Raw genomic sequence first — 21,524 nt, forward strand, 5'->3', positions numbered from 1 at the left:
TCATCGGCTGCGGGGTTCGCGAGGCGGGAGCGGCACATGACAGCGGCGGCAGCGACGGCAGCGGCAATCGACGTGGTCCTCTTCGACATGGAGGGCGTGCTTTCCCATTACGACCGCGAGGCGCGCGCCGCGCGGCTCGCGGCGCTGACCGGCACGACGCCCGAGGCCGTGCGCGAGGCGATCTGGGGCTCGGGGCTCGAAGCGCGCGCCGACGCGGGCGAGCTGGCCCCCGAGGTCTATCTGCGCGCGCTCGGCGAACTGCTCGGCTGCGCCATGGACCGCGAGACCTGGCTGACGGCGCGGCACGCCTCCATCACGCCCAACGACGCGGCCATCGCACTGGCCGGGCGCACGGCGCGGCGCTGCCGGATTGCCGTGCTGACCAACAACTGCCGCCTCGTCACCGACCACCTCGACTATCTGAATCCGCCGGTAGCGGAGCTGTTCGGCGAGCGTGTCTATGCGTCGGCATCGTTTGGGGCGGTGAAGCCCGCGGCACAGGCCTATCTCGGCTGTCTCGCGCAACTGGGCGTCGCACCGCGCGCAACGCTCTTCATCGACGATGGCGAGGCGAACGTGCAAGGCGCGCTCGACGCCGGCCTGCACGCCTGCCGCTTCGTCGATGTCGAAACGCTTGCGCAAGACCTGCAGCGTTTTGGCGTGATCGACGGCTGAATCCATGAAGGCGCACGAAGCCGCGTGGCGGCCACCCAGCAAGAGCGCGCGGCGCGTGGCGATTATGATGGGCGCGGTCTGTTCGAGAGTGAGTCTGCGATGAAAGTGTGCCGGGAAGTGTATGTGTTCGCCGCGATATGCGTGGGCATGGGGCTTGGCTTGGGAGCCCCGGTGGCGTTCGCGCAGGCGGGCGCGAATGCGGTGCCGAATTCAGTGCCGAATTCAGTGTCGAACGCGCCCGCGACGGTACCCGTGCAGGCGCCGGTGGTCTATGTGAGCGATTTCGAACTCGACGCGGCCAACGTCACGACCGACCAGAATCCGGTGGACAACGCGCGGCGCTTCGCGGGTGGCCTGCTGCCCAGGCCGTTCGCGCATCGCGACGACCCGCAGGCGCGCGCCCGCAAGATCGTCGACCAGATGGCGGAGACGCTGGTCGCGGACCTGCGCAAGGCGGGCTTCGATGCGCGGCGCCTGCCGGCCGGCGCCGCGCCGCCCACCCAGGGCTGGCTCGTGCGTGGCGTATTCCTCGACGTCGATGAAGGCAATCGTCTGCGGCGCTCGATCGTGGGCTTCGGCGCGGGCGCGAGCGAGATCGACCTGGCCGTTGCCGTCGACGATCTCTCGAAGCAGGCGCCCGCGCCGATGTATCAGGAGATCGAGACGCACTCGAGCCAGAGCAAGCCGGGGGCCGCCGCCGCCATCGCGCTCAATCCCTACGTGGCCGCCGCCAAGTTCGTGGTCGCACGCGGCGAGCAACGCATGAGCGTCGAGCGTGCGGCTGGCGAGGTCTCGAACGCCGTGGTGGCGCGTGTGAAGGCCGCCCATTGAGATGGGCGCCGGGGTGGCTGCCGCAATACCCGTCTAGTATTCATCGGCCGCGGCGCGCGAGATGCGCTGAGCGCCCTCGATACACCGTGCGCGCGTATCAGCCGCGCGCCGGAATCTCCAGCCCGCGCTTGACGGCCGGACGCGCGAGGAAGGCGTCGAGCGCGCGCGCGACGTGACGGAAGTCGTTGAAGCCGACCAGATCGGCCGCCTCGTAGAAGCCGATGAGGTTGCGCACCCACGGGAACGTGGCGATGTCGGCAATCGTGTAGTGCTCGCCCATGATCCACTTGCGGCCCGCGAGCTGCTGGTCGAGCACGTTGAGCAGGCGCCGCGACTCGGCCACATAGCGCTCGCGCGGGCGCTTGTCCTCGTAGTCCTTGCCGGCGAACTTGTTGAAGAAGCCCACCTGGCCGAACATCGGCCCGATGCCGCCCATCTGGAACATCAGCCACTGGATCGTCTCATAGCGCTCGCGGCCTTCGCGCGCGAGGAGCTGGCCGCTCTTGTCGCCGAGGTAGATCAGGATCGCGCCCGATTCGAAGAGCGGGAGCGGTGCGCCATCGGGTCCGTTGGGATCGATGATCGCGGGAATCTTGTTGTTGGGATTGAGCGAGAGGAATTCCGGCGACATCTGGTCGTTGGTGTCGAAGCGGACCAGATGCGGCTCGTAGGGCAGGCCCGTTTCTTCGAGCATGATCGACACCTTGACGCCGTTGGGCGTGGGCAGCGAATAGAGCTGGATGCGCTCGGGATGTTGCGCGGGCCATTTGCCGGAAATGGGGAAGGCGGAGAGATCGTTCATGCGAAGTCCTGTAACGGGGTGCGGATCGTGCCCGGCGTGCAGGCACGGCAGGGCATGGCAAACGGCATGCCCGCCATGCGGGCCACGCCGCGAGGGCGGCGCTCAGGCGGAACAGTTTAGTGGAAATGCGGCCGGCGCGCCGCGAATGCCTCGGCCGTGCCAGGCGTCGCTATCGATGATCAGCGGGTGAGCAGCGGGTGACTAGCATGAATTTGCCAGGGATAGCGAAGTAAAAGTCCACGATATGGCCGCAACACGGATGAAAAGATCGCGCGCGTGCCGACGTCTCTCTATCCCTGCGCCCGATTCGCGGCATGCGCGATCCGGTCCCGCACGACGCCAATTGCCTGCTTGAGGGCATAGACGTCCTGAAAGTAACGATAGGGAATCCGTATCCGGCTCGCGTTGGCGTCGATGTTTTCGATCTCTTCGCTCCATTGCGCAATCTGTGCGCGGGTCGGCTCGCGGCTGTTCCACACTTCGTCTTCCAGCGCCTTGATCTCGCGATACCAGACCACGAGCCGCTTTTTCATCCGCGCTTCGAGCATGCGCGGCAAGGCCTGAAGCAAGCCGAACAGGAGCGCCGCGAATGGCACGAGGATCAGCAGCCGTCGTTCAATCAGGCTCGCGAGCCAGAACGGCAAATTGCGGTACAGGAACGGCTGGCCGGATTTGAAGTAGCGCACGCTTTCGTCGGAGATCGGGAATTCTTCCGTGTTCAGGTTCGGGAACGTGCCGTGTGGTGTGAAGTAATCTTCGCCGCTGTGGACGGCGTGGGCCGCGTCGAGCAGCAAATAGATGAGCGCCGGATGCAAGGTGTCTTTCGCTACGAGCAGTGCCGTTGCCGCGAGCAGCGTGACATCGGCGCGTGGCAGGTCTTCAGCGACATTCGTGGCGCCGCGCGGCAAAACAATTTTTGAAAGCGCCGGGTATTTCTGAACCAGCGCATCGGCCTGCGAGAAACTCATGAGCTTCAGATTGCTGTTCAGCAGGGTCTTCTGCATCTCGGCGTCGGGCCGGCCAATGAAGAAGGCCGCGTCGATCCGGCCGCTCTCGAGCGCCTGATAAGCCGCGGGGGCATCCATTTGCAGCAGTGTGGAGTTCTGGCTCGTGACGTCGCTATAGCCGAGCAAGACCTGTGCAACGTTGAGCAGGCCGCTGCCGGGCACGCCTGTCGAAATCTTCTTGCCGCGCAGTTGCGAGAGGCGGTCGACCGTGGTGTCGCCGCGATAGAACACCCAGATCGGTTCGTACGACACGGCGGCAATCGTGCGCAGATTGTCGGTTTCTTTTGGACTGGTGGTGCCCGACTGGATGAACCCGACCTGGTAGGCGCTGTTGGGGTCCCTCAGCCGCTCGTAATTCTCTATCGAACCGGAAGAACTGCGGATCACAAGCTTGATGCCCGCGCGCTTCAGGACGGGCGCGTAGCGATCCGCAAAGCCGCGATAGATCCCGTTGTCCGCGCCGCTGGTCATGACGATGGTGCGCTGGAACGCGGGTGCGACCACGATCGCTGCCACCCAGGCAAACGAAGCTAACAGAATGATTGCGGCGACGATCAGAAAGCGCCGCCTCGCCCGGGTCATGGGCGCTTTCTGGCTGCGCTGCAATGCGGGTTTGTGTTTGGGCATCGTTAGCCACTTGTCCAGGTTTTGCCAAACGGAGGATCGCGGCGCGCCATGATCCTCATCTCGTGGACAGGCTTGCGATACCCGCGGATAGAGCGGCTTGGCGGCGCACGCCGTGAAGGCGTGCGCCGTGTGTCATCTCAGCACGAAGGCCGGGTGTACGAGGCGGCTGCGCTTAGCGCTGCGCCCACAGCGTGCGGCCCCAGAACGTGAGCGTGCGGTCCCACGCGCGCTCCGACCAGACCGGATCGAACTGCGTGTGCGAGATGCGGCCCGGGCCCACGGCCGTTTCGTTCGCGAAACTGTGGTAGGCGAGGTAGCGGTGAAATTCGACGTTCACGCCGCCGTCACGCAGTTTCTTTTCGAGCTCGTCGACGGTCTCGCTCTTGAAGAAGGCGTCCTGCGTGCCCCAATGGCCGAGCACCGGCGCGGTGATCTTGCTCGCGTCGAGGTATTCGAGCGGCGGGAAGCCGTACCACACCACGGCGCCCGCGAGACCGGGGATCATGTTCGCGGCGAGCAGCGTGAGCGCGCCGCCCATGCAGTAGCCCGTCACGCCGACGCGGTCGGTCAGCGTCTTCAGGTAGTCGACGGCGCCGCGGATGTCCTGCGAGGCGGCATCGGCGAAGTCGAGGCCCGTCATCAAGTGATTCGCCTCTTCTTCTTCGACGGTGCTCTTGCCGCGGTAGAGATCGGGCACGAGCGCGTAGTAGCCCGCTTGCGCGAGGCGCTCGGCCACGCCACGGATTTGGTCGTTCAAGCCCCACCATTCCTGGATCACGACGATGGCGGGTGCGCCTTCGGTCTTGGCGGGCCTGGCGAGATAGCCCTCGAGCGTTTTGCCGTCGGGGCGGTTGAAGCTGATCATGGAGCCGGAGAAGTCTTTCATGGGTGTGCCTCGATGTTGCGGTTGATCGGTTGCAGCGCGCTGGTGCAAATTGGTGCGGATGGGTGCGGGCTGCCGCGAAACGTGCAGCCCGTAGCATAGCGCCTGCGCGAGCGCTTTGCTCGCCGGCCCGTGACGCAATGCTTGCGTTGCGCCGGGTGAGCAGCGAGCTGCGCCCCGGCTCACTCGCCGATCAGATGCAGGACGATCTCGCGCGCCTGCGCGTGCCGACGGTGCTCGAACAGATAGATGCCCTGCCAGGTGCCCAGCACCGGCTCGCCGCGCTCGACGGGAATCGAAAGCTGCGTGTGCGTGAGCGCGGTGCGCAGATGCGCGGGCATGTCGTCGGGGCCTTCGGTGTCGTGCTCGTAGCGCTGCGGGTCTTCGGGCGCGAGTGCGTCGAAATAGCGCTCGAGGTCGCGGCGCACCGAGGGATCGGCGTTCTCCTGGATCAAGAGCGATGCCGAGGTGTGGCGGCAGAACAGCGTCAAGAGCCCGGTGCCGATGCCGGTTTCGCGCACGAATGCGCGCACTTGCAGGGTGAACTCGACCAGTCCGCGCGAGCGCGCATGAACGTGCAGATGATGAATGGCCTGGCGCATGGTGGGGTCCTCCGGTGTCGATGTGGCTTGCCGGCCTGAAAGCGGCAAAGCGGGTGAGGCGCGAAGCAGGGCGGACGGGCGCGGCGCTGTCCGCTTCAACTGTGCAAGTGCACAGTTGAAGCGGATTTCGGGATAATTCGCGTCCGCACGGTACGCTGCACATGCTGGTAGGATACCGGCCTTGCCGCCGCTGTGGCGGCCGACACTGGAGTATGCCGTTGAACCTTACCCGCTTCGCAAAAGCCCGCCACGCCACCAAAGCTTTCGATTCCGCACGCAAGATTCCCGCCGCTGTGATCGACGAACTGAAGGAGCTGATCCGCTTCAGCCCTTCTTCGGTGAACTCGCAGCCCTGGCACTTCGTGGTGGCCGGGAGCGATGCCGCCCGCGCGCGCGTTGCGAAGTCCATGCAGCCTGGCTACACCTACAACGAGCCGAAGGTGATGCGCGCCTCGCACGTCCTCGTTCTGTGCGTACGCACCGATATGGACGAAGCCCATCTGAACGCCGTGCTCGCGCAGGAAGAGGCCGATGGCCGCTTCGCGAATGCCGAGGCCAAGGTGGGACAGCAGAACACGCGCGCCTTCTACGTGAACCTGCACCGCGAGCGCGCCGATCTGCCCGCATGGATGGAGAAGCAGGCATACCTCGCGCTCGGCACGCTGCTGATTGGCGCATCGACGCTCGAGATCGACGCCTGTCCGATGGAAGGCTTCGACTCGAAGGCGCTCGATGAAGAACTGGGGCTCGCCGCGAAGGGCCTCACTTCGCTGGTCGTGATCGGACTCGGTTACCGCAGCGGCGACGATTTCAACGCGAAGCTGCCGAAGTCGCGCCTGTCCACGGCGGCCGTCTTTAGCGAGCTGGCGTAAGCGCCGGCGCTGCGCGCGCGGGGCCGCAGGGTTCGGCGCGCGTGGCATCGCATGGTGTCGCGTGGCGTAGCGGCGCCGCACAGGCGCGCACTCATCGCCACGCGCTGCCCACCTGAATATAGAACGCGTTCTGCCCCGGCCCGTGCGCAACGTCGATGCCCATCGAAAGGCCGAGCTTGCGTGCGATCAGATAGCGAAAGCCGGTTCCGAAGCCAAAGGCCGTGGGTGCGTCGCTGAACGAATGCAGGTTGCCATAGGCTTTGCCGGCTCCGCCGAAGCCCAGCAGCGCCCAGCGTGGCGTGACGTTCCAGCGTAGCTCGACTTCGCCAGTGAGCTGGTTGCGGTCCTGGTATTTTGCGTCGGAGACACCGCGCAGGCTCACATAGGGCTGCGCAAAAAACGGAATATCGCCCTGCGAAAACCCGGTGTCCATGCGCAGGCCGAGCACCCAGCGCGGCGCGAGCGGAATCCAGTGATAGGCCTTGAGGGTCTGCATGTCGAACGCGTTCGAGCTGCCGAAGCCGCCGCGCGCGAAGTCGGCCTCGAACTCCGCGTAGGTGCCGCGGCTTGCGTAGAACATGTTGTCGCGCGTGTCGTAGTCCACCACGATGCCGCCCTTGCCCACGCGCACATCGCGTTCGAAGTTCTGGATGCTGTTCGGCAGCACGGGGCCGAAGCGGGTCGCGGAATCGAAGAACGTATAGCGTGGGCCAACGTACCATGGACTATTTGCAATCCTGAATAACACCTGCTGGACCACGGCCACGCCGCTCAGCTGATAGGCGTTCGCATTGCCCAGCGGTCCGTAGTAGTTCAGGTGCAGATTGACCTTGCCGACGGCGCCCAGGTAGCGGATGCGGTCGTCGTCCCATGTGTGGAAGTGCAGGAAGCCCACGCCCCAGCTATGCGTGCCGGTCATGAAGCCGCCCAGGCCCGTGATGTTGGGCGGTGCCATCCTCGGGGCGCCGTCGTTGGCGGTGTCCTGCGCGGCGGCGTCGCTGGCGCCGTCGGCTGGATCGGCCTGTGCGCGCCCGGGTGCCTTGAAATAGAGCAGGGCGAGCCCGAGTCCGTAGCCTACGGCCGGTTCGGTGATGATGTCCGGCACCGGTAACACGCCCTTGTGATTGAGCAACGCGTCGCTCATGTCGAAGCTGCCGTCCTGCGGGTCGCGATACTTGGCGAGCCACGAAGCATCGTCTGCACCGTGCGCGGCGTGCGCCACGAGAGCGAGTGCGAGAGCTGGCGCGAGGAGGGCGGGCTTCGCGGGCCGTTTGCGTGTCATCGTTGCGACGATCTCCAGTGGCTTGCCGGTGGGTTGGCGACGCCCGCTGCGAAGAGCTGCACTACGCGACTGGATGAGCGCCGCGCGCCTCGCGGCGCACGGGCCGTTTGCTTACTGGCCAGTTTAGCTTTTGCTTTGCATGCATGCGCCGAACGCGCGCCAGTACGTGGAGAGCTCGGCGCCTTGCGCTTGCTGCTGGGCCTGCGCTTCGGCCGCGTGCTCACGGCGCGCACGCACGCCGCCCGCGACCACGCCGGCGGTTGCGCCCACCGCCGCGCCGTTGCGCGGACACCGGTCGTGCGCGAGGGCCTTGCGCCCGGACGCTTGCCGTCAGGGACTCGGCGCTGAGGTTTGCGGGTGACTTGTCGTGTCGTTGGTGGCGTTCGGCGCGGCGGCTGCGTTCGCGCCTGGGCTTTGACTCGCCACCGTGTTTGCATCGGCGCGATCGGGATGGTGCGGGTCGTGCAGCACACCCGTCCAGCCGCCGCCCAGATCGCCGATCAGCGCCGCCGAGTCGAGCAGCCGCTGTTGCTGCACGCTGAGCGCGCTTTGCTGCGTGCTCAATTGCGTGGCTTGCGCCGTGACCACGGTCGTGTAATCGACCGTGCCCGCCTCATACTCGTTCAGCGTGATCTGCGTGCCGCGGATCGAGTCGCGCACCGCGGCGTCCAGCCGCTCGTTTTGCTGCGCGAGAAAGCGCAGGCCCGCGAGATCGTTCTCGACGTTCTGGAATGCCGTGAGCACGGTGCCGCGATAGTTCGCCACCGCTGCGTCGTAGCTCGCGCGTGCTGCCGCTACGTCGCCGCTCCGCGCGCCGCCGTCGAAGATCGTCTCCGTCGCGCTCGCCCCGAGCGACCATACGTAGTTGCTGATGTGCAGCAGGCCCGAAAGCGGCGCCTGCGTGAAGCCGTCGAGCGCGGAGAGCGAGATGTCCGGGTAGTACGCGGCCACGGCCACGCCGATGGCCGCATTCGCCGAGGCCATCTGGCGCTCTGCGGTGGCGATGTCGGGGCGCCGCTGCAGCAGCGTGGAGGGCACGCCCGCGGGAATCACCGGCAGGACCGGGAGCCTGGCGTTGTGCGGGATCGTCATGTCCTCGGGATTGCGGCCCACCAGCACCGCGATCGCATGCTCGTATTGCGCCCGCGAGACACCCAGCGCGATCAGGCTGGCCTGCGCGTTCTCCAGTTGCGTGCGCGCCGTGATGAGGTCGGAGGGCGGCACCGTGCCCGCGCTGTCCTGGTTGCCCACCACGCGCAGCGAAGCCTTGTAGGCATCCACCGTTTGCGTGAGCAGGTCGATATCGGCGTCGGTCACGCGCAAGTCGATCACGGCGTTGGCGAGCGCAATCTGTTCGGATAGCTGAGCATTGGCGAGCGTCGCTTCGCTCGCCTGCGCGGTGGCCGATTGCTCCTCGACCTGGCGGCGCACCTTGCCCCAGAAGTCCGGTTCCCAGCTTACGTTCGCCTCGAGCGAGCCCGAATTCACGACGACCGCACTACTGCCGCTGAAGCCGCTCACCGAGGAGGTGGACGAGCGTTCGCGCGTGGCGGAGCCGGTCACACCCAGTGTGGGGAAGAGGCTCGCGCGCGCGACGCGGACCTCGGCCAGCGCCTCCTGGTAATTCGCATAGCTCTGCCGCACGGTCTGGTTCGACACGGGCACGAGCGGCTCGAGTTCGTCGAGCAGCGGGTCCTGGAAGGCCGTCCACCAGTCGCCCTTCGGGCTTTCGGCGGCGGCGGGCTCGGCCTGGGTCCAGCCGGGCAACTCCTTCCATTGCGTGGGCACTGCCACCTGCGGGCGATGGTAGTCGGGGCCCACCATGCAGCCGCTCGCGAGCAACGTGAGGGATGCCGCGAACGCGAGCGGCAGCAATCGGCCGGCCGCTCGCAGGGAGGGCACGGCTGGCGCGGATTTGCGCGGATGGTCAAGCGAGGCATTGCGCCGCCCCGGGCGGTGAATCGTCTTCATGGTGCGCTCTCATCGGCCTGGCGGTTCCAGGGCAGGCGTGTTGCCCAGCGTGCGAGTCGTGCGCGCAGGCGGTCGAGGAACAGATAAATCACGGGTGTGGTGTACAGGGTGAAGAGCTGCGAGAGCAGCAGGCCGCCCATCACGGTCACACCGAGCGGCTGGCGCAGCGAGGCGCCCTGGCCGATGCCCACGGCGAGCGGCACGGCGCCCAGCACGGCGGCGAAGGTCGTCATCATGATCGGCCGCAGCCGCACCACGGCGGCCTCGTGAATCGCGTCACGCGCGTTCTTGCCTTCGTTGCGTTGCAGCTGGATGGCGACGTCCACCATCATGATGCCGTTCTTCTTCACGATACCGATCAGCAGGATGATGCCGATCATCGCGATCACCGAGAACGGCGTACCAAAGATCAGCATGGCCAGAATGGCGCCGATGCCGGCCGAAGGCAGCGTGGAAAGAATCGTGAGCGGGTGGATGGTGTTTTCGTAAAGCACGCCCAGCACGATATAGACGACGGCGAGCGCTGCGAGAATCAGCAGCGGCACCGTGCCCATCGACTGCGCATAGGCCTGCGCCGCGCCCGCGAACTCACCGTGGATCGAGGCCGGCATGCCGATGTCGCGCTGCGCCTGCTCGATGATCTTGCCGGCCTCGGAGAGCGAGCCGCCCTGAGGCAGATTGAACGAGATCGTGCCGGCCACCTGGCCGCTCTGGTGATTGACCTGGGTGGCCGTGTGGCTCGTGGTCCAGTTCATCAGCGCGGTCACGGGCACCATGGTCTCGGCGGCGGTGCTGTCCGCGCTGCCGCTCGAGCTGCCGCCCTTGCTGTTGGCGATCGAGTTGTTCTGCTGGTTGGCCACGGCGTTCGCGTTGTTCGCATTGGTGTTGCTGGCCGTGGTGCTGGTGGCCGTGATCGCGCTAAAGGGTGTGACGCCCGAAATCGTGCTGCCCGACATCTGCGTGGAAGCGGCGCCGCTCGCGTTGCCGGCCGCCGTGCTCAGATAGATGCGGTTGAACGACTGCGGATATTGCCAGTATTGCGGGGCCACCTCCATCACCACGAAATACTGGTTGATGGGGTTGTAGATGGTCGAGACGGTGCGCTGGCCAAACGCGTCGTAGAGCACGCTGTCGATCTGGTTCGGGTCGAAGCCGTAGCGCTTGGCCGTCGCGCGGTTCATGGTGACATAAGACTGCAGGCCGTTTTGCTGCAGGTCCGAGTTCACGTCGGTGAGCGTGGTGTGATACTTGTTGAGCTCCGTGATGAGCTTGGGCACCCATTTGAAGAGCGCATCGGCGTCGTCGCTCGTGAGCGTGTACTGGTATTCGGCCGCCGACTGCCGTCCGCCGATCTGCAAGTCCTGCTGAGCCTGCAGGAACAGGCGCGCGCCCGAGACCGCGTTGAGCTTGGGCCGCAGACGGTTCACGACTTCGGTGGCGGAAAGCTTGCGCTGCGCGAGTGGCTTGAGCTGGATAAAGACGGTGGCCGAGTTCAGTGCGCGCCCACCCGTGAAGCCCGCGACCGAGGCCACCGCGGGGTCCTTCTGCACGATGCCCTGCAACTGCGCGAGCTTCTGCTCCATCGCCGTGAACGAGATGCTCTGATCGGCGATGATCTGCCCGATCAGAATGCCCGTGTCCTGCTCGGGAAAGAAGGTGCCGGAGAGCAGGCGCGCGAGAAACACATTGCCGATCAGCAGCGCGAACAAAATGAAGATCGTGAGGCGCGCATGATTGAGCGCGACATCGAGCGTACGCGAATAAAACTGCTTGAAGTGGTCGAACTGCGCATTGATCCACTGGCCCACGCGCGAAGGCTCGCGCTCCTTGCGCTGGCGCGCGAGCACATAGGCGCACATGGTGGGCGTGACCGTGAGCGAGACCACGAGCGAGATGACGATCGCGATCGAGAGCGTCATCGCGAACTCGTGAAACAGCAGGCCGACGATGCCCGGCATCAGCAGGATCGGCAGGAACACGGCAATCAGCGAGAGGCTCATCGAAAGCACCGTGAAGCCCACTTCGCCCGCGCCGCGCAACGCGGCCTCCTTCGGGTCGAGCCCGGCCTCGATATGGCGCACGATGTTTTCGAGCACCACCACGGCGTCGTCCACGACGAAGCCGGTGCCGATGGTGAGCGCCATCAGCGAGAGCGAGTCGATGCTGTAGCCGAGCAGGTACATCGGCCCGAACGTGCCCACGATGGACAGCGGCAGCGCCACGGCGGGAATGAGCGTGGCACGCGGCGAGAGCAGGAACACGAACACCACGCCGATCACGAGCAGCACGGCGATAAAGAGCGTGCGCTCGGTGTCGGCCACCGATGCGCGTACCGACTCCGAGCGGTCGATCGCCACGTGCACCTTGATCGTGCCGGGCAGCGCCGCCTCGATCGAGGGCAGGCGCGCCTGGATCTGCTGCACGGTCTTCACGACGTTGCTGCCCGGCATCGGATAGACGATCACGAGCACCGCCGACTCGCCGTTGAAGAGGCCGGCGTTGCGGATGTTTTCGTTCGAGTCGTTGACCGTGCCCACGTCGCGCAGGTACACGGGCGCGTCGTTGCGGTAGGCGATGATCACGTCGCGGTACGGCGCGGCGTTGCTGATCTGGTCGTTCGAGGTCACCACGAAGCGCTGGGCGCCCTGGTCGATGTGGCCTTTCGCGCTGTCCGCGTTGGCCGCGCCAATGGCGGCGCGCACGTCTTCGAGCCCGATGCCGTAGCTATTGAGCTTGCTGGGCTCCAGCTCCACGCGCACCGAGGGCAGCGCGCCGCCGCCCAGCGTGATCTGCCCCACGCCGTCCACCTGCGAGAGCTGCTGCATGATCACGGAATCGGCGGAGTCGTAGAGCTGCGCCTTGGTGAGCGTCTCGGAGGTGAGTGCGAGCACCATGATCGGCGCGCTCGCGGGGTTGTACTGCCGGTAGGTGGGGTTGCTGCGCAGCGTGGTGGGCAGGTCGGCGCGGGCGGCCTGGATGGCCGCTTCCACGTCGCGCGCCGCGCCGTTGATGTCGCGATTCAGGCCGAACACCACCACGATCAGTGAGGACCCCACATTGTTGATCGAGGTGAGCTGGCTCACGTCGGCGATGGTGCCCAGACGCCGCTCGAGCGGCTCGGCCACCGTGGAGGCCATCGTCTCGGGGCTCGCGCCCGCCATGTTCGCCTGCACCACGATCACCGGATAGGCGATATTGGGCAGCGGCGCCACCGGCAGCCGGAAAAAGGCCAGCGTGCCGGCAAGCAGGATCGCGATCGCGAGCAGCGAGGTCGCGACCGGCCGCCGGATGAAGAGCGCCGAGAGGTTCACGGCGTGCCCTCGGGCGCGGGCGGTGCGCTGGCGCCAGGACCGGGACCCGCATCGCCATCGGTGCCGCTGGCTTGATCACGATTGCGCTTGCGGCCGAAGCGTTCGGCGAGCCGGTCGAAGAACAGATAGATCACCGGCGTCGTGAAGAGCGTGAGCAGTTGCGACACCGTGAGGCCGCCGATGATCGCGAGGCCGAGCGGGCGGCGCAGCTCCGAGCCCGTGCCGGTGCCGAGCAGCATGGGCAGCGCGCCGAGCATGGCGGCGAGCGTGGTCATGAGAATCGGCCTGAAGCGCAGCAGCGAAGCCTCGAAGATCGCCTCGCGCGGCGGCTTGCCGTGCACGCGTTCGGCTTCGAGCGCGAAGTCCACCATCATGATGGCGTTCTTTTTCACAATGCCGATCAGGAGCACGATGCCGATGATGCCGATCACGTCGAGGTCCTTGCCCGCCATCATCAGCGCGAGCAGGGCGCCGATGCCGGCCGAAGGCAGCGTCGAGAGAATCGTCACCGGATGGATATAGCTCTCGTAAAGCACGCCCAGCACGATATACACGGCCACGATGGCCGCAATCAGGAGATAGACCTCGCTCGAGAGCGAGTCCTCGAACGCCTGCGCCGCGCCCTGGAACGACGAGGTGATCGAAGGCGGCAGCTTCACGGCGGCCTCGGCCTTGCGAATGTCGGTCACGGCGGCGGAGAGCGACGCGCCATCGGCGAGATTGAACGAGATCGTCACCGAGGGGAACTGCGCGAGGTGGCTGATCATCAGCGGCGAGCGCGTGATGGTGATGGTCGCGATGCCCTTGAGCGGCACCTGGCCTGACTCCGCGGTCTGGCTCGGCAGATAGATCTCGCCGATCGAATCGACCGTGGGCAGCGACTCGGGCTTGGCCACGAGAATCACGCGGTACTGGTCCGACTGCTCGAAGATGGTCGAGACGATGCGCTGGCCGAGCGCGTCGTAGAGCGCGTTGTCGATGGTCGCCGCCGTGATGCCGTAGCGCGCCGCGAGCTGGCGGTTCACCTCCACGTTCACGGAAAGGCCGTCGGTGTTCAGGTCGCTCGTGACGTCGGCAATCGAGCGAATCTGCTTCATGCGCGCGACGAGCGCGGGCACGTATTGCTCGAACGCGTCCTGGCTCGGGCCGCGCAGCACGAAGTTGTACTGGTTGCGCGAGACCGTGGTGTCGAGCGTGAGGTCCTGCTCGGGCTGCAGGTAGAGGCGGATGCCCGGCACCTTCGCCACCGACTGCTGGATGCGCCGCGCGATCTCCCCGGCGGTTTCGGAGCGGTCGTCGTGTGGCTTCAGGTTGATGAGGAAGCGCCCGTTGTTGAGCGTGTTGTTGATGCCGTCGATGCCCACGTACGAGGTGAGCGAAACCACATCGGGATCCTTGAGAATTTCCTCGGCGAGCGCCGACTGGCGCCGCACCATCGCCTCATACGAGACCGAGTTGTCGGCCACGCTGATACCCTGGATCACGCCCACGTCCTGCACGGGGAAGAGGCCCTTGGGTATCACCACGTAAAGGAATCCCGTGAGCGCCACAGTCACCACCGCCACGACGAGCGTGAGCGTCTGGTGGTCGAGCACCCAGCGCAGGCCGCGCTCGTAGGCGTTGAGCGTCTTGTTGAAGAGCCCCTCGCTGATGCGCTCGAAGCGGCTCGGATGCCGCTCGGCCTGGGCGCGCAGGATGCGCGCGCACATCATCGGCACGACGGTAAGCGAGACCACCGCGGAGAGCACGATGGTGACCGCGAGCGTGACCGCGAATTCGCTGAAGAGCCGCCCGATCACGCCGCCCATGAAGAGCAGCGGAATCAGCACGGCAATCAGCGAGACCGTCAGAGAAAGGATGGTGAAGCCGATCTGCCCCGCGCCCTTGAGTGCCGCCTGCAAGGGTTTGTCGCCTTCCTCCAGATAGCGCACGATGTTCTCGATCATCACGATCGAGTCGTCCACCACGAAGCCCGTCGCGATGATGAGCGCCATCAGCGAGAGATTGTCGATCGAGTAGCCGAGCTCGTACATGAGCGCGAGCGTGCCGATCAACGAGACCGGCACCGAGATGCTCGGAATGATCGTGGCGGGCAGATTGCGCAGGAACACGAAGATCACGGCCACCACCAGCGCCACCGCGAGCACGAGCTCGAAGGCCGCGTCGTTGACCGAGGACTGGATCACGCCCACGCTGTTGGAGACCACCGTGACTTGCATGCCGGCGGGCAGCGTGGCTTCGAGCTGCGGCAGCTGGCGCATGATCTGGTTGACCGTGGCGATCACGTTCGCGCCCGGCTGGCGCTGCACGTTCAGCACGATGGCGGGCGCTTTGTTGTACCACGCGCCACGCTCGACATCCTGGGCCGCCGTGGACACGCGCGCGACGTCGCGCATGAACACGGGTGCGCCGTTCTGGTAGGCGATAACCGTGTCTTCGTAGTCCTTCGGGTCCGAGATCTGGTCGTTGGAGTTGATCGTGTAGTCGAGCTCGGGGCCGTCGAAGTTGCCCTTCGGCGCGCTGATGTTCACGTTGGCGAGCAGCGTGCGCAGGTCGTCGAGATTCAGGCCGTAGGCGGCGAGCTTTTGCGGGTCGGCTTCCACGCGCACGGCGGGCACGTTGCCGCCCGCGGTGCTCACGAGGCCCACGCCCGGCACTTCGGAGATCTTGGTGGCGAGCCGGTTGTTGGCCGCGTCCTGCAACTGCGTGAGCGACATCGACTTCGAGGTCACCGCGAGCGTGAGAATCGGCTGGTCGGCGGGATTGACCTTCGCGTAGGTGGGCGGCGCGGGCAGGCCGCTCGGCAGGTAGCTGTTGGCCGCGTTGATGGCCTGCTGCACGTTCTGCTCGGCCACGTCGAGGTTCAGCGAGAGGTCGAACTGCAGCGTGATGACCGAGGCGCCCTCGGAGCTGTACGAGACCATCTGCTGCAGGCCCGGTATTTCGCCCAATTGCACTTCGAGCGGCGCCGTGACCGTGGTGGCCATGACGTTCGGGCTCGCCCCGGGGTAGAAGGTCTGCACCTGAATGGTCGGATAGTCGACCGAGGGCAGCGACGACACCGGCAGGAACTTCATCGCCACGAGGCCGACCAGCACCATCGCGATCATCAGCAACGAAGTCGCGACGGGCCGCAGAATGAAGAGACGCGAGATATTCATCGGCGCAAGGGGTGCGGATCAGGACGCCTGCGCGCCGGTGGGTTCAGAGGCGGGTTGCGCGGCGGCGCCCGCGGCGCTCGCCCCGGAGGCGCTCGGCAGCCGTCTTGCGTGGGCATGCGAGGCATTGCCCATGCGTGCCGCGCTCGCGCCATGGGCGCCGCTGGCCGCGCCGGCTGCACGAGGGTTGCCCGAGGAGGGCTGGATCTTCGCGCCGTCGTTGAGGCGGTCGAGCCCGTCGGTCACCACGCGCTGACCCGCCGCGAGGCCCGCGACGATCACCGTGTGCTGGCCGTCGCTCGGGCCCAGCGTGACCTTGTGGACGGACACCGTGTTGTCGGCGTTCACGAGATACACATAGTCGCCTGGCGCGCCGCTCTGCACGGCGGGCGTGGGCACGAGCACGGCGTTATCCATCGTGTCCACGAGCAGCTTCACGTTCACGAACTCGTTGGGGAACAGCGCCTCGTCGTCGTTGGGCACGCTCGCGCGCAGCGTGACCGTGCCGGTGGCCGTGGCCATCTGGTTGCTGATCGCGTAGAGCGTGCCGGTGGCGAGCTCCTTGGTGTTGTCGCTGCTGTAGACCGTGATCGGCAACTGCGCGCCCGCGTTGACACGCTGCAGCACGTCCGAGAGCGAATTCTGCGGCACCGTGAACTGCACCGTGGTGGGCTTCATCTGCGTGATGACGGCGATGCCGGTGGAGCTCGACGCCGTCACGTAGTTGCCCGGATCGACGAGGCGCAGGCCCACGCGCCCGGACACGGGCGCGGTGATACGGCAGTAGATGAGGTCGAGCTCGAATTGCTTGATGTTGGCAATGTCGGACTTCACGGCCGCCTCGTCCTGGGCGACGAGAAACTGCTGGTCGGTATAAGTCTGCTCGGCGATCGACTGTTTCGCGTGCAGCTGTGCGTAGCGCTCGAGGTCGGCGCGCGCCTGCGCGAGCGAGGCGCGGTCCTTGGCGAGCTGCGCCTCGGCCTGCTCCTTGCTGATCTCGTACTGACGCGGATCGATCTGCGCGAGGAACTGGCCTTTCACGACGTCCTGGCCTTCGCGGTAGCCCACTTCGGTCAGATAGCCGCTCAGCTGCGGCAGCACCGTGACGGTGGCGACCGGCGTGACCGTGCCGAGCGCGTCGAGCGTCACCGGCATCGCACCGAGCGTGGCGGGCGCAACGGTCACGACCTGCGGGGCGGCGGCGCGCACGGGCTTCTTGCCGCGCAGCACATGCACGACCACGAGCGCGATGAGCGCCAGCACGATCAGCGCGAGGATCCAGCGGCCGCGCCGTTTTCGCGGCGGCGGGGCGTCGGGCGCCTTGGGCGGCGTGGGGGCTTGCGGGGCAGCGGGGTGGTTTGGCGTGTCGCTCATACCAGTCTCTCAGAGGGTGCCGACGATCAATGCAGCGCGCATGCTCGCGCGGGTGCGGGGGCTATGTGCGGAACACTTCGGCGGGGCCGCCAGGGCGCCGTGCCGGTTGTCGTCGGTTCGCATACGCATACTCGTGGTTGTTGTTTGCAGCCGTTGCTGAACGCGTTCCGGCTTCGAGGGCCGGACCGCGCATGCCGGAAACTTGCAGTCTAACCAACTCGCGCGCTAATTTCGAAACGTCAGGTAATTGAAAGATTTAGCCGCGTTACATGGGCCGGCTTTCGTCATTCGACGTTACATATGACTCGCTTGTGTGAAATAGCGGTAAGCGATGGAAAGCGGCGGCAACATGCAGTGCGCACGCTACCTGGCAATCCTTGCAAATTGCTTTCGACCGACGCGAATCCCTGCGTTGCCGCAATATCGGACGTGCATTCAGAGGGGGTAAGAAGGGGCATGCGTGCCCTGACGCCGGACCGCCGTTGCGACGGTCGTGGGTTGGCGTTGCGCCGGTTCAGGCGCTCACCGGCTCGAGCGCGCGAGGAGGAGGCAGCGGCTATTCAGCCCGCCGTGCCCGCATAAGCCGCTTTCAGTGCGGCCACATCGAACTTCACCATCGACATCATCGCGTTGGCCACGCGAGCGGCCTTCACCGGGTCGGCGTCGGCCATCATGCGCATGAGATCGTCGGGCACGATCTGCCATGCGATACCGAAGCGGTCTTTGAGCCAGCCACATTCGAGCGGCGCGCCGCCGCCTTCGAGCAGCGCATTCCAATAGCGGTCGAGCTCGGCCTGATCGGCGCAATTGACCATGAGGGAGATCGAGAGGTTGAACGCCTCGGGCTGCCCGGAGCTCATGGCAAAGAACGGCTGCCCAAACAGCACGAAGTCGACGACCTTGGTGGCTCCGGCGCTGGGCACCGGGGTGACCCGGACGATGCGCGAATCCGGAAAGATTTTCGTGTAGAAAGCCGCAGCCTCTTCGGCTTGCGTGGAATACCAGAGAAAAGGCGTGATCTTTTGAATCGTCATGAGGGATCTCCTGTCGAAATTCGCGGGCGAGCCGCTTGGCGCCATTCGAACGACGGACGAAGACTAACAAAATAGACACTGCAGGACGAAAAATCCCGCTCTTTTATGAAATTAGCTGCCGCGGGTATGACCCCGATTGACTAATCGCGTAGCGGGCGCGCGGCAGGCGCCATATCGGCATGCGCATATGCACGCGGCTCAATCGCCCTTGCCATGCGTGCAGCACTCGCGTTTCACGAGATTCACGAGCCAGTCGGCGAATACCTGAAAGCGGCGGGACAGATGCTGGCGGTGCGGGTAGAGCAGCGTAACCGGCATGGGTGCGGCGCGATATTGCGGCAGCACTTCGACGAGCTCGCCCGCGCGAATATGGGCCTCGACGTCGTAGGCCGGGATCTGGATGAGCCCGAGTCCCGCGAGGCAACAGGCGATGTAGGTCTCGGCGTTGTTGACCGTCACGCGGCCGTTGGTCTCGAGTGTCCTGATCGTCTCGCCATCGACCCATTCCCACGGCGCGAGCCGCCCGCTCGAGGGCGACGCATAGCCGATTGGCGCATGGCTCGCGAGGTCGTCGGGACGGTGCGGGACGCCGTGCCGCGCGAGCCACGCGGGGCTCGCGACGTTGATGAGCGTGAGCTCGCCAATCGGACGCGCAATCAGGCCGGAGTCGCTGAGCTTGCCAACGCGCAGCGCGCAATCGATGCGCGCCTCGACCAGATCGACCGCGCGATCGGTGGTGCCGAGCTCGACGTCGATTTGCGGCCAGGCATCGAGGAAGTCGGGCAGCGCGGGCGCAACGATCAGGCGTCCTATGCGGTCGGGCATGTCGACACGCAATGTGCCGCCGGGTGTGAAGCTCGCTTCGCGGAACAGGTTCTCGGTTTCCTCCATGTCGGCGATCAGCCGCAGACACCGGTCGTAGAGGGCCGCGCCGTCCTGGGTCGTCGTGACCTTGCGCGTGGTGCGGTTCAGCAGGCGCGTGCCCACCCGGTTCTCCAGTTCCTGAATGGCTGCCGAGACGGAAGATCGGGGCATGCCGAGCGTCTGTGCGGCACGCGTGAAGTTCGCGCATTCGACGACGCGGGTGAACACACGAAAAAGGTCGATGCGGTCCATGGTTGCCAGCCGGCCGGCGCGCGTTCGATGGGGCGGAAGCGGCGCAGCGAGGGGGTGGAAATTGGTCGAAATTTCTGACCGATCTGGTCAGAAACAGGGCCTTTATAGACGATAAGTCGAACTTTATCATGTGCCGCAGAGGTGGCTGCGCCGGGCAGCCGACCCGTTTCGGAGAGTAGAGATGGCGAACCATGACATCAAGGGCAAGACCGTGCTGATCGCCGGCGGCGCCAAGAATCTCGGCGGCCTCATCGCCAGGGATCTGGCTGCACAGGGTGCGAAGGCGGTCGTGATTCATTACAACAGCGCCAGCACGAAAGCCGCCGCCGAGGAAACAGCCGCTGCGGTCAAGCAGGCCGGTGCCGAGGCGCTCACGCTCCAGGCGGATCTCACGAGCGCGGGCGCGGTCGAGAAGCTGTTCGCGGACGCCGTTGCGGCGGTCGGGCGTCCGGACATCGCGATCAACACGGTGGGCAAGGTGTTGAAGAAGCCGTTCACGGAGATCACCGAGGCCGAGTATGACGAAATGGCCGCCGTGAATTCGAAAACCGCTTTCTTCTTTCTGCGTGAAGCGGGCCGGCACGTCAACGACAACGGCAAGATCGTCACGCTCGTGACTTCGCTGCTGGGCGCGTTTACGCCGCTCTACGCGGCCTATGCGGGCACCAAGGCGCCCGTCGAGCACTTCACGCGCGCGGCCGCGAAGGAGTTCGGCGAACGCGGAATTTCGGTGACGGCGGTCGGCCCCGGCCCGATGGATACGCCGTTCTTCTATCCCGCCGAAGGCGAGGACGCGGTGGCCTATCACAAGACGGCCGCGGCGCTCTCGAAGTTCTCGAAGACGGGACTGACCGATATCGAGGATGTCGTTCCGTTCATCCGCCATCTCGTGAGCGACGGCTGGTGGATCACGGGGCAGACCATCCTCATCAATGGCGGGTACACCACGAAATAAGGGCGTTTGCGTGGCTAGTGCGCTGGGACGGTGTCGGCGCCGCTGCCATGGCCAACGGCGTGCCCGAGCGTTTCCTCGGGGCCGTATTCGCTGGGCGGCACGCCCAGTTCGCGCCGGAACATGTCGCTGAAGCTGCTGGGCAGATAGCCGAGCTCGCGTGCCACGGCACTCACGGACTGACCTTCGGCGAGCCGCGACACCGCAATTGCGAGCTGCACCTGGCGCCGCCATTGCGCAAAGCCCACGCCCAGCTCGCGCGTGAAGAGGCGCGCGAGCGTGCGCACGCTCGCGCCCACCTGCGCGGCGTGCTGCTCGAAGGCGATCTCGTTCGACGGATTGTCGATCACCGCGCGGCACAGCATGGCGAGGCGCCGGTCGGCGGCACCGGCTGCGCCGCTTGTGCCGGATACGCCTGATGTGCCCGATGTGCCCGATGTGCCCGATGTGCCCGATGTGCCCGATGTGCCCGATGTGCCCGATGTGCCCGATGTGCCCGCTACGCCCGCTATGCCGGTGGCATCCGGCAGCGGAATCCGCAGCGACGAGCGCCTCGCATGAGCGAGCTCCATCGCCGCGAGGTGCGAGGCGGCGGTGAGCCACGCCTCGCCGCGTTCATGCTCGCATTCGGCGATGGTCTTGATCAGCTCGCGCAGCAAGCCATCGATCTGGAACACCTCACATTGCTTGCTCAGATGGCCGATGTCGCGCTCGTGGAGATAGAGATTGCGCATCTCGACGGCGCTCATCATATGGATCGCGTGCGGCGTACCGGGCGGCAGCCAGACCGCGCGCTGCGGCGGCACGACGAGCGCTTCGCGGCCCGTTTCGACCCACATGACGCCCGAAACGGCATAAAGGACCTGAGCCCAGGCATGCGAGTGCGGCTCGATGTGCAGGCCGCGCGGGTAGTGGCGGGCGAGGGCGCGGGAGAGACCCGGGGCGTCGGTCAGGGGCGGCGGGGCGGCTTCAGGCATGGGAGCGTGCGGGCGGTTCGGGTGGGCGTGAACAGGCACTAAGCTAGCAC

At 66.0% G+C, this 21,524-nt stretch carries 17 protein-coding genes; 4 read left to right on the top strand and 13 right to left on the bottom strand.

The genetic code is table 11. The features are described from left to right. Positions 1–36 precede the first annotated feature (36 nt). Entirely contained in the window at positions 37–675 is a 639-nt protein-coding gene (locus BO1_RS33825; RefSeq protein ID WP_043287688.1) for an HAD family hydrolase, read from the top strand. A gap of 99 nt (positions 676–774) precedes the next feature. Further along, complete coding sequence (locus tag BO1_RS33830; protein ID WP_156992538.1) at positions 775–1,506, top strand: DUF4410 domain-containing protein; 732 nt, start codon at positions 775–777, stop codon at positions 1,504–1,506. A gap of 97 nt (positions 1,507–1,603) precedes the next feature. Here BO1_RS33830 and BO1_RS33835 read toward each other — a convergent pair whose 3' ends face one another. The 4 genes from BO1_RS33835 to BO1_RS33850 form a co-directional block, all read right to left on the bottom strand. Next, on the bottom strand, positions 1,604–2,308 hold the full coding sequence (locus BO1_RS33835; RefSeq protein WP_028221355.1) for a glutathione S-transferase N-terminal domain-containing protein: 705 nt from the start codon (positions 2,306–2,308) through the stop codon (positions 1,604–1,606). Positions 2,309–2,598: 290 nt separating this feature from the next. Then, positions 2,599–3,897: a TAXI family TRAP transporter solute-binding subunit gene (locus BO1_RS33840; RefSeq protein ID WP_028221356.1), complete on the bottom strand. Its 1,299-nt coding sequence runs from the start codon at positions 3,895–3,897 to the stop codon at positions 2,599–2,601. Between the two features lie 217 nt (positions 3,898–4,114). Then, positions 4,115–4,828 (bottom strand): dienelactone hydrolase family protein, encoded by a 714-nt coding sequence (locus tag BO1_RS33845; protein WP_028221357.1) that lies wholly within the window; start codon positions 4,826–4,828, stop codon positions 4,115–4,117. A 179-nt stretch (positions 4,829–5,007) separates the two neighbouring features. Then, on the bottom strand, positions 5,008–5,427 hold the full coding sequence (locus tag BO1_RS33850; RefSeq protein ID WP_028221358.1) for a secondary thiamine-phosphate synthase enzyme YjbQ: 420 nt from the start codon (positions 5,425–5,427) through the stop codon (positions 5,008–5,010). A gap of 218 nt (positions 5,428–5,645) precedes the next feature. Here BO1_RS33850 and BO1_RS33855 point away from each other — a divergent pair, with 218 nt between their 5' ends. Further along, the gene (locus tag BO1_RS33855) at positions 5,646–6,299 is read left to right on the top strand and encodes an oxygen-insensitive NAD(P)H-dependent nitroreductase NfsB (protein WP_028221359.1); all 654 of its coding nucleotides are present in this window, start codon (positions 5,646–5,648) and stop codon (positions 6,297–6,299) included. A gap of 91 nt (positions 6,300–6,390) precedes the next feature. On the opposite strand, the gene BO1_RS33860 is transcribed toward BO1_RS33855, so the two are convergent. The 8 genes from BO1_RS33860 to BO1_RS33895 form a co-directional block, all read right to left on the bottom strand. Beyond that, complete coding sequence (locus BO1_RS33860; RefSeq protein ID WP_028221360.1) at positions 6,391–7,581, bottom strand: BamA/TamA family outer membrane protein; 1,191 nt, start codon at positions 7,579–7,581, stop codon at positions 6,391–6,393. 123 nt (positions 7,582–7,704) lie between these two features. After that, a complete protein-coding gene (locus tag BO1_RS59670) occupies positions 7,705–7,851 on the bottom strand; it encodes a hypothetical protein (RefSeq protein WP_156992540.1) in 147 nt (48 codons plus the stop codon). Between the two features lie 60 nt (positions 7,852–7,911). After that, positions 7,912–9,552, bottom strand: coding sequence for an efflux transporter outer membrane subunit (locus tag BO1_RS33870; RefSeq protein WP_084688401.1), 1,641 nt, complete (start codon positions 9,550–9,552; stop codon positions 7,912–7,914). Further along, a complete protein-coding gene (locus tag BO1_RS33875; protein ID WP_028221362.1) occupies positions 9,549–12,863 on the bottom strand; it encodes an efflux RND transporter permease subunit in 3,315 nt (1,104 codons plus the stop codon). Before BO1_RS33875 ends, BO1_RS33870 begins: the two co-directional genes overlap by 4 nt. Then, entirely contained in the window at positions 12,860–16,024 is a 3,165-nt protein-coding gene (locus BO1_RS33880; protein ID WP_028221363.1) for an efflux RND transporter permease subunit, read from the bottom strand. The genes BO1_RS33875 and BO1_RS33880 overlap by 4 nt, the downstream gene beginning before the upstream one ends. 18 nt (positions 16,025–16,042) lie before the next feature. After that, entirely contained in the window at positions 16,043–17,395 is a 1,353-nt protein-coding gene (locus tag BO1_RS53845; RefSeq protein WP_084688403.1) for an efflux RND transporter periplasmic adaptor subunit, read from the bottom strand. Positions 17,396–17,955: 560 nt separating this feature from the next. Continuing rightward, on the bottom strand, positions 17,956–18,429 hold the full coding sequence (locus BO1_RS33890) for a VOC family protein (RefSeq protein ID WP_028221364.1): 474 nt from the start codon (positions 18,427–18,429) through the stop codon (positions 17,956–17,958). Positions 18,430–18,627: 198 nt separating this feature from the next. Next, complete coding sequence (locus BO1_RS33895; RefSeq protein WP_028221365.1) at positions 18,628–19,545, bottom strand: LysR family transcriptional regulator; 918 nt, start codon at positions 19,543–19,545, stop codon at positions 18,628–18,630. 181 nt (positions 19,546–19,726) lie between these two features. Here BO1_RS33895 and BO1_RS33900 point away from each other — a divergent pair, with 181 nt between their 5' ends. Beyond that, entirely contained in the window at positions 19,727–20,500 is a 774-nt protein-coding gene (locus tag BO1_RS33900; RefSeq protein WP_028221366.1) for an SDR family oxidoreductase, read from the top strand. 14 nt (positions 20,501–20,514) lie between these two features. On the opposite strand, the gene BO1_RS61465 is transcribed toward BO1_RS33900, so the two are convergent. Continuing rightward, positions 20,515–21,474: an AraC family transcriptional regulator gene (locus tag BO1_RS61465; protein ID WP_043287692.1), complete on the bottom strand. Its 960-nt coding sequence runs from the start codon at positions 21,472–21,474 to the stop codon at positions 20,515–20,517. Positions 21,475–21,524 lie beyond the last annotated feature (50 nt).

This window comes from Paraburkholderia oxyphila NBRC 105797 (assembly GCF_000685075.1).
Classification (GTDB): domain Bacteria; phylum Pseudomonadota; class Gammaproteobacteria; order Burkholderiales; family Burkholderiaceae; genus Paraburkholderia; species Paraburkholderia oxyphila.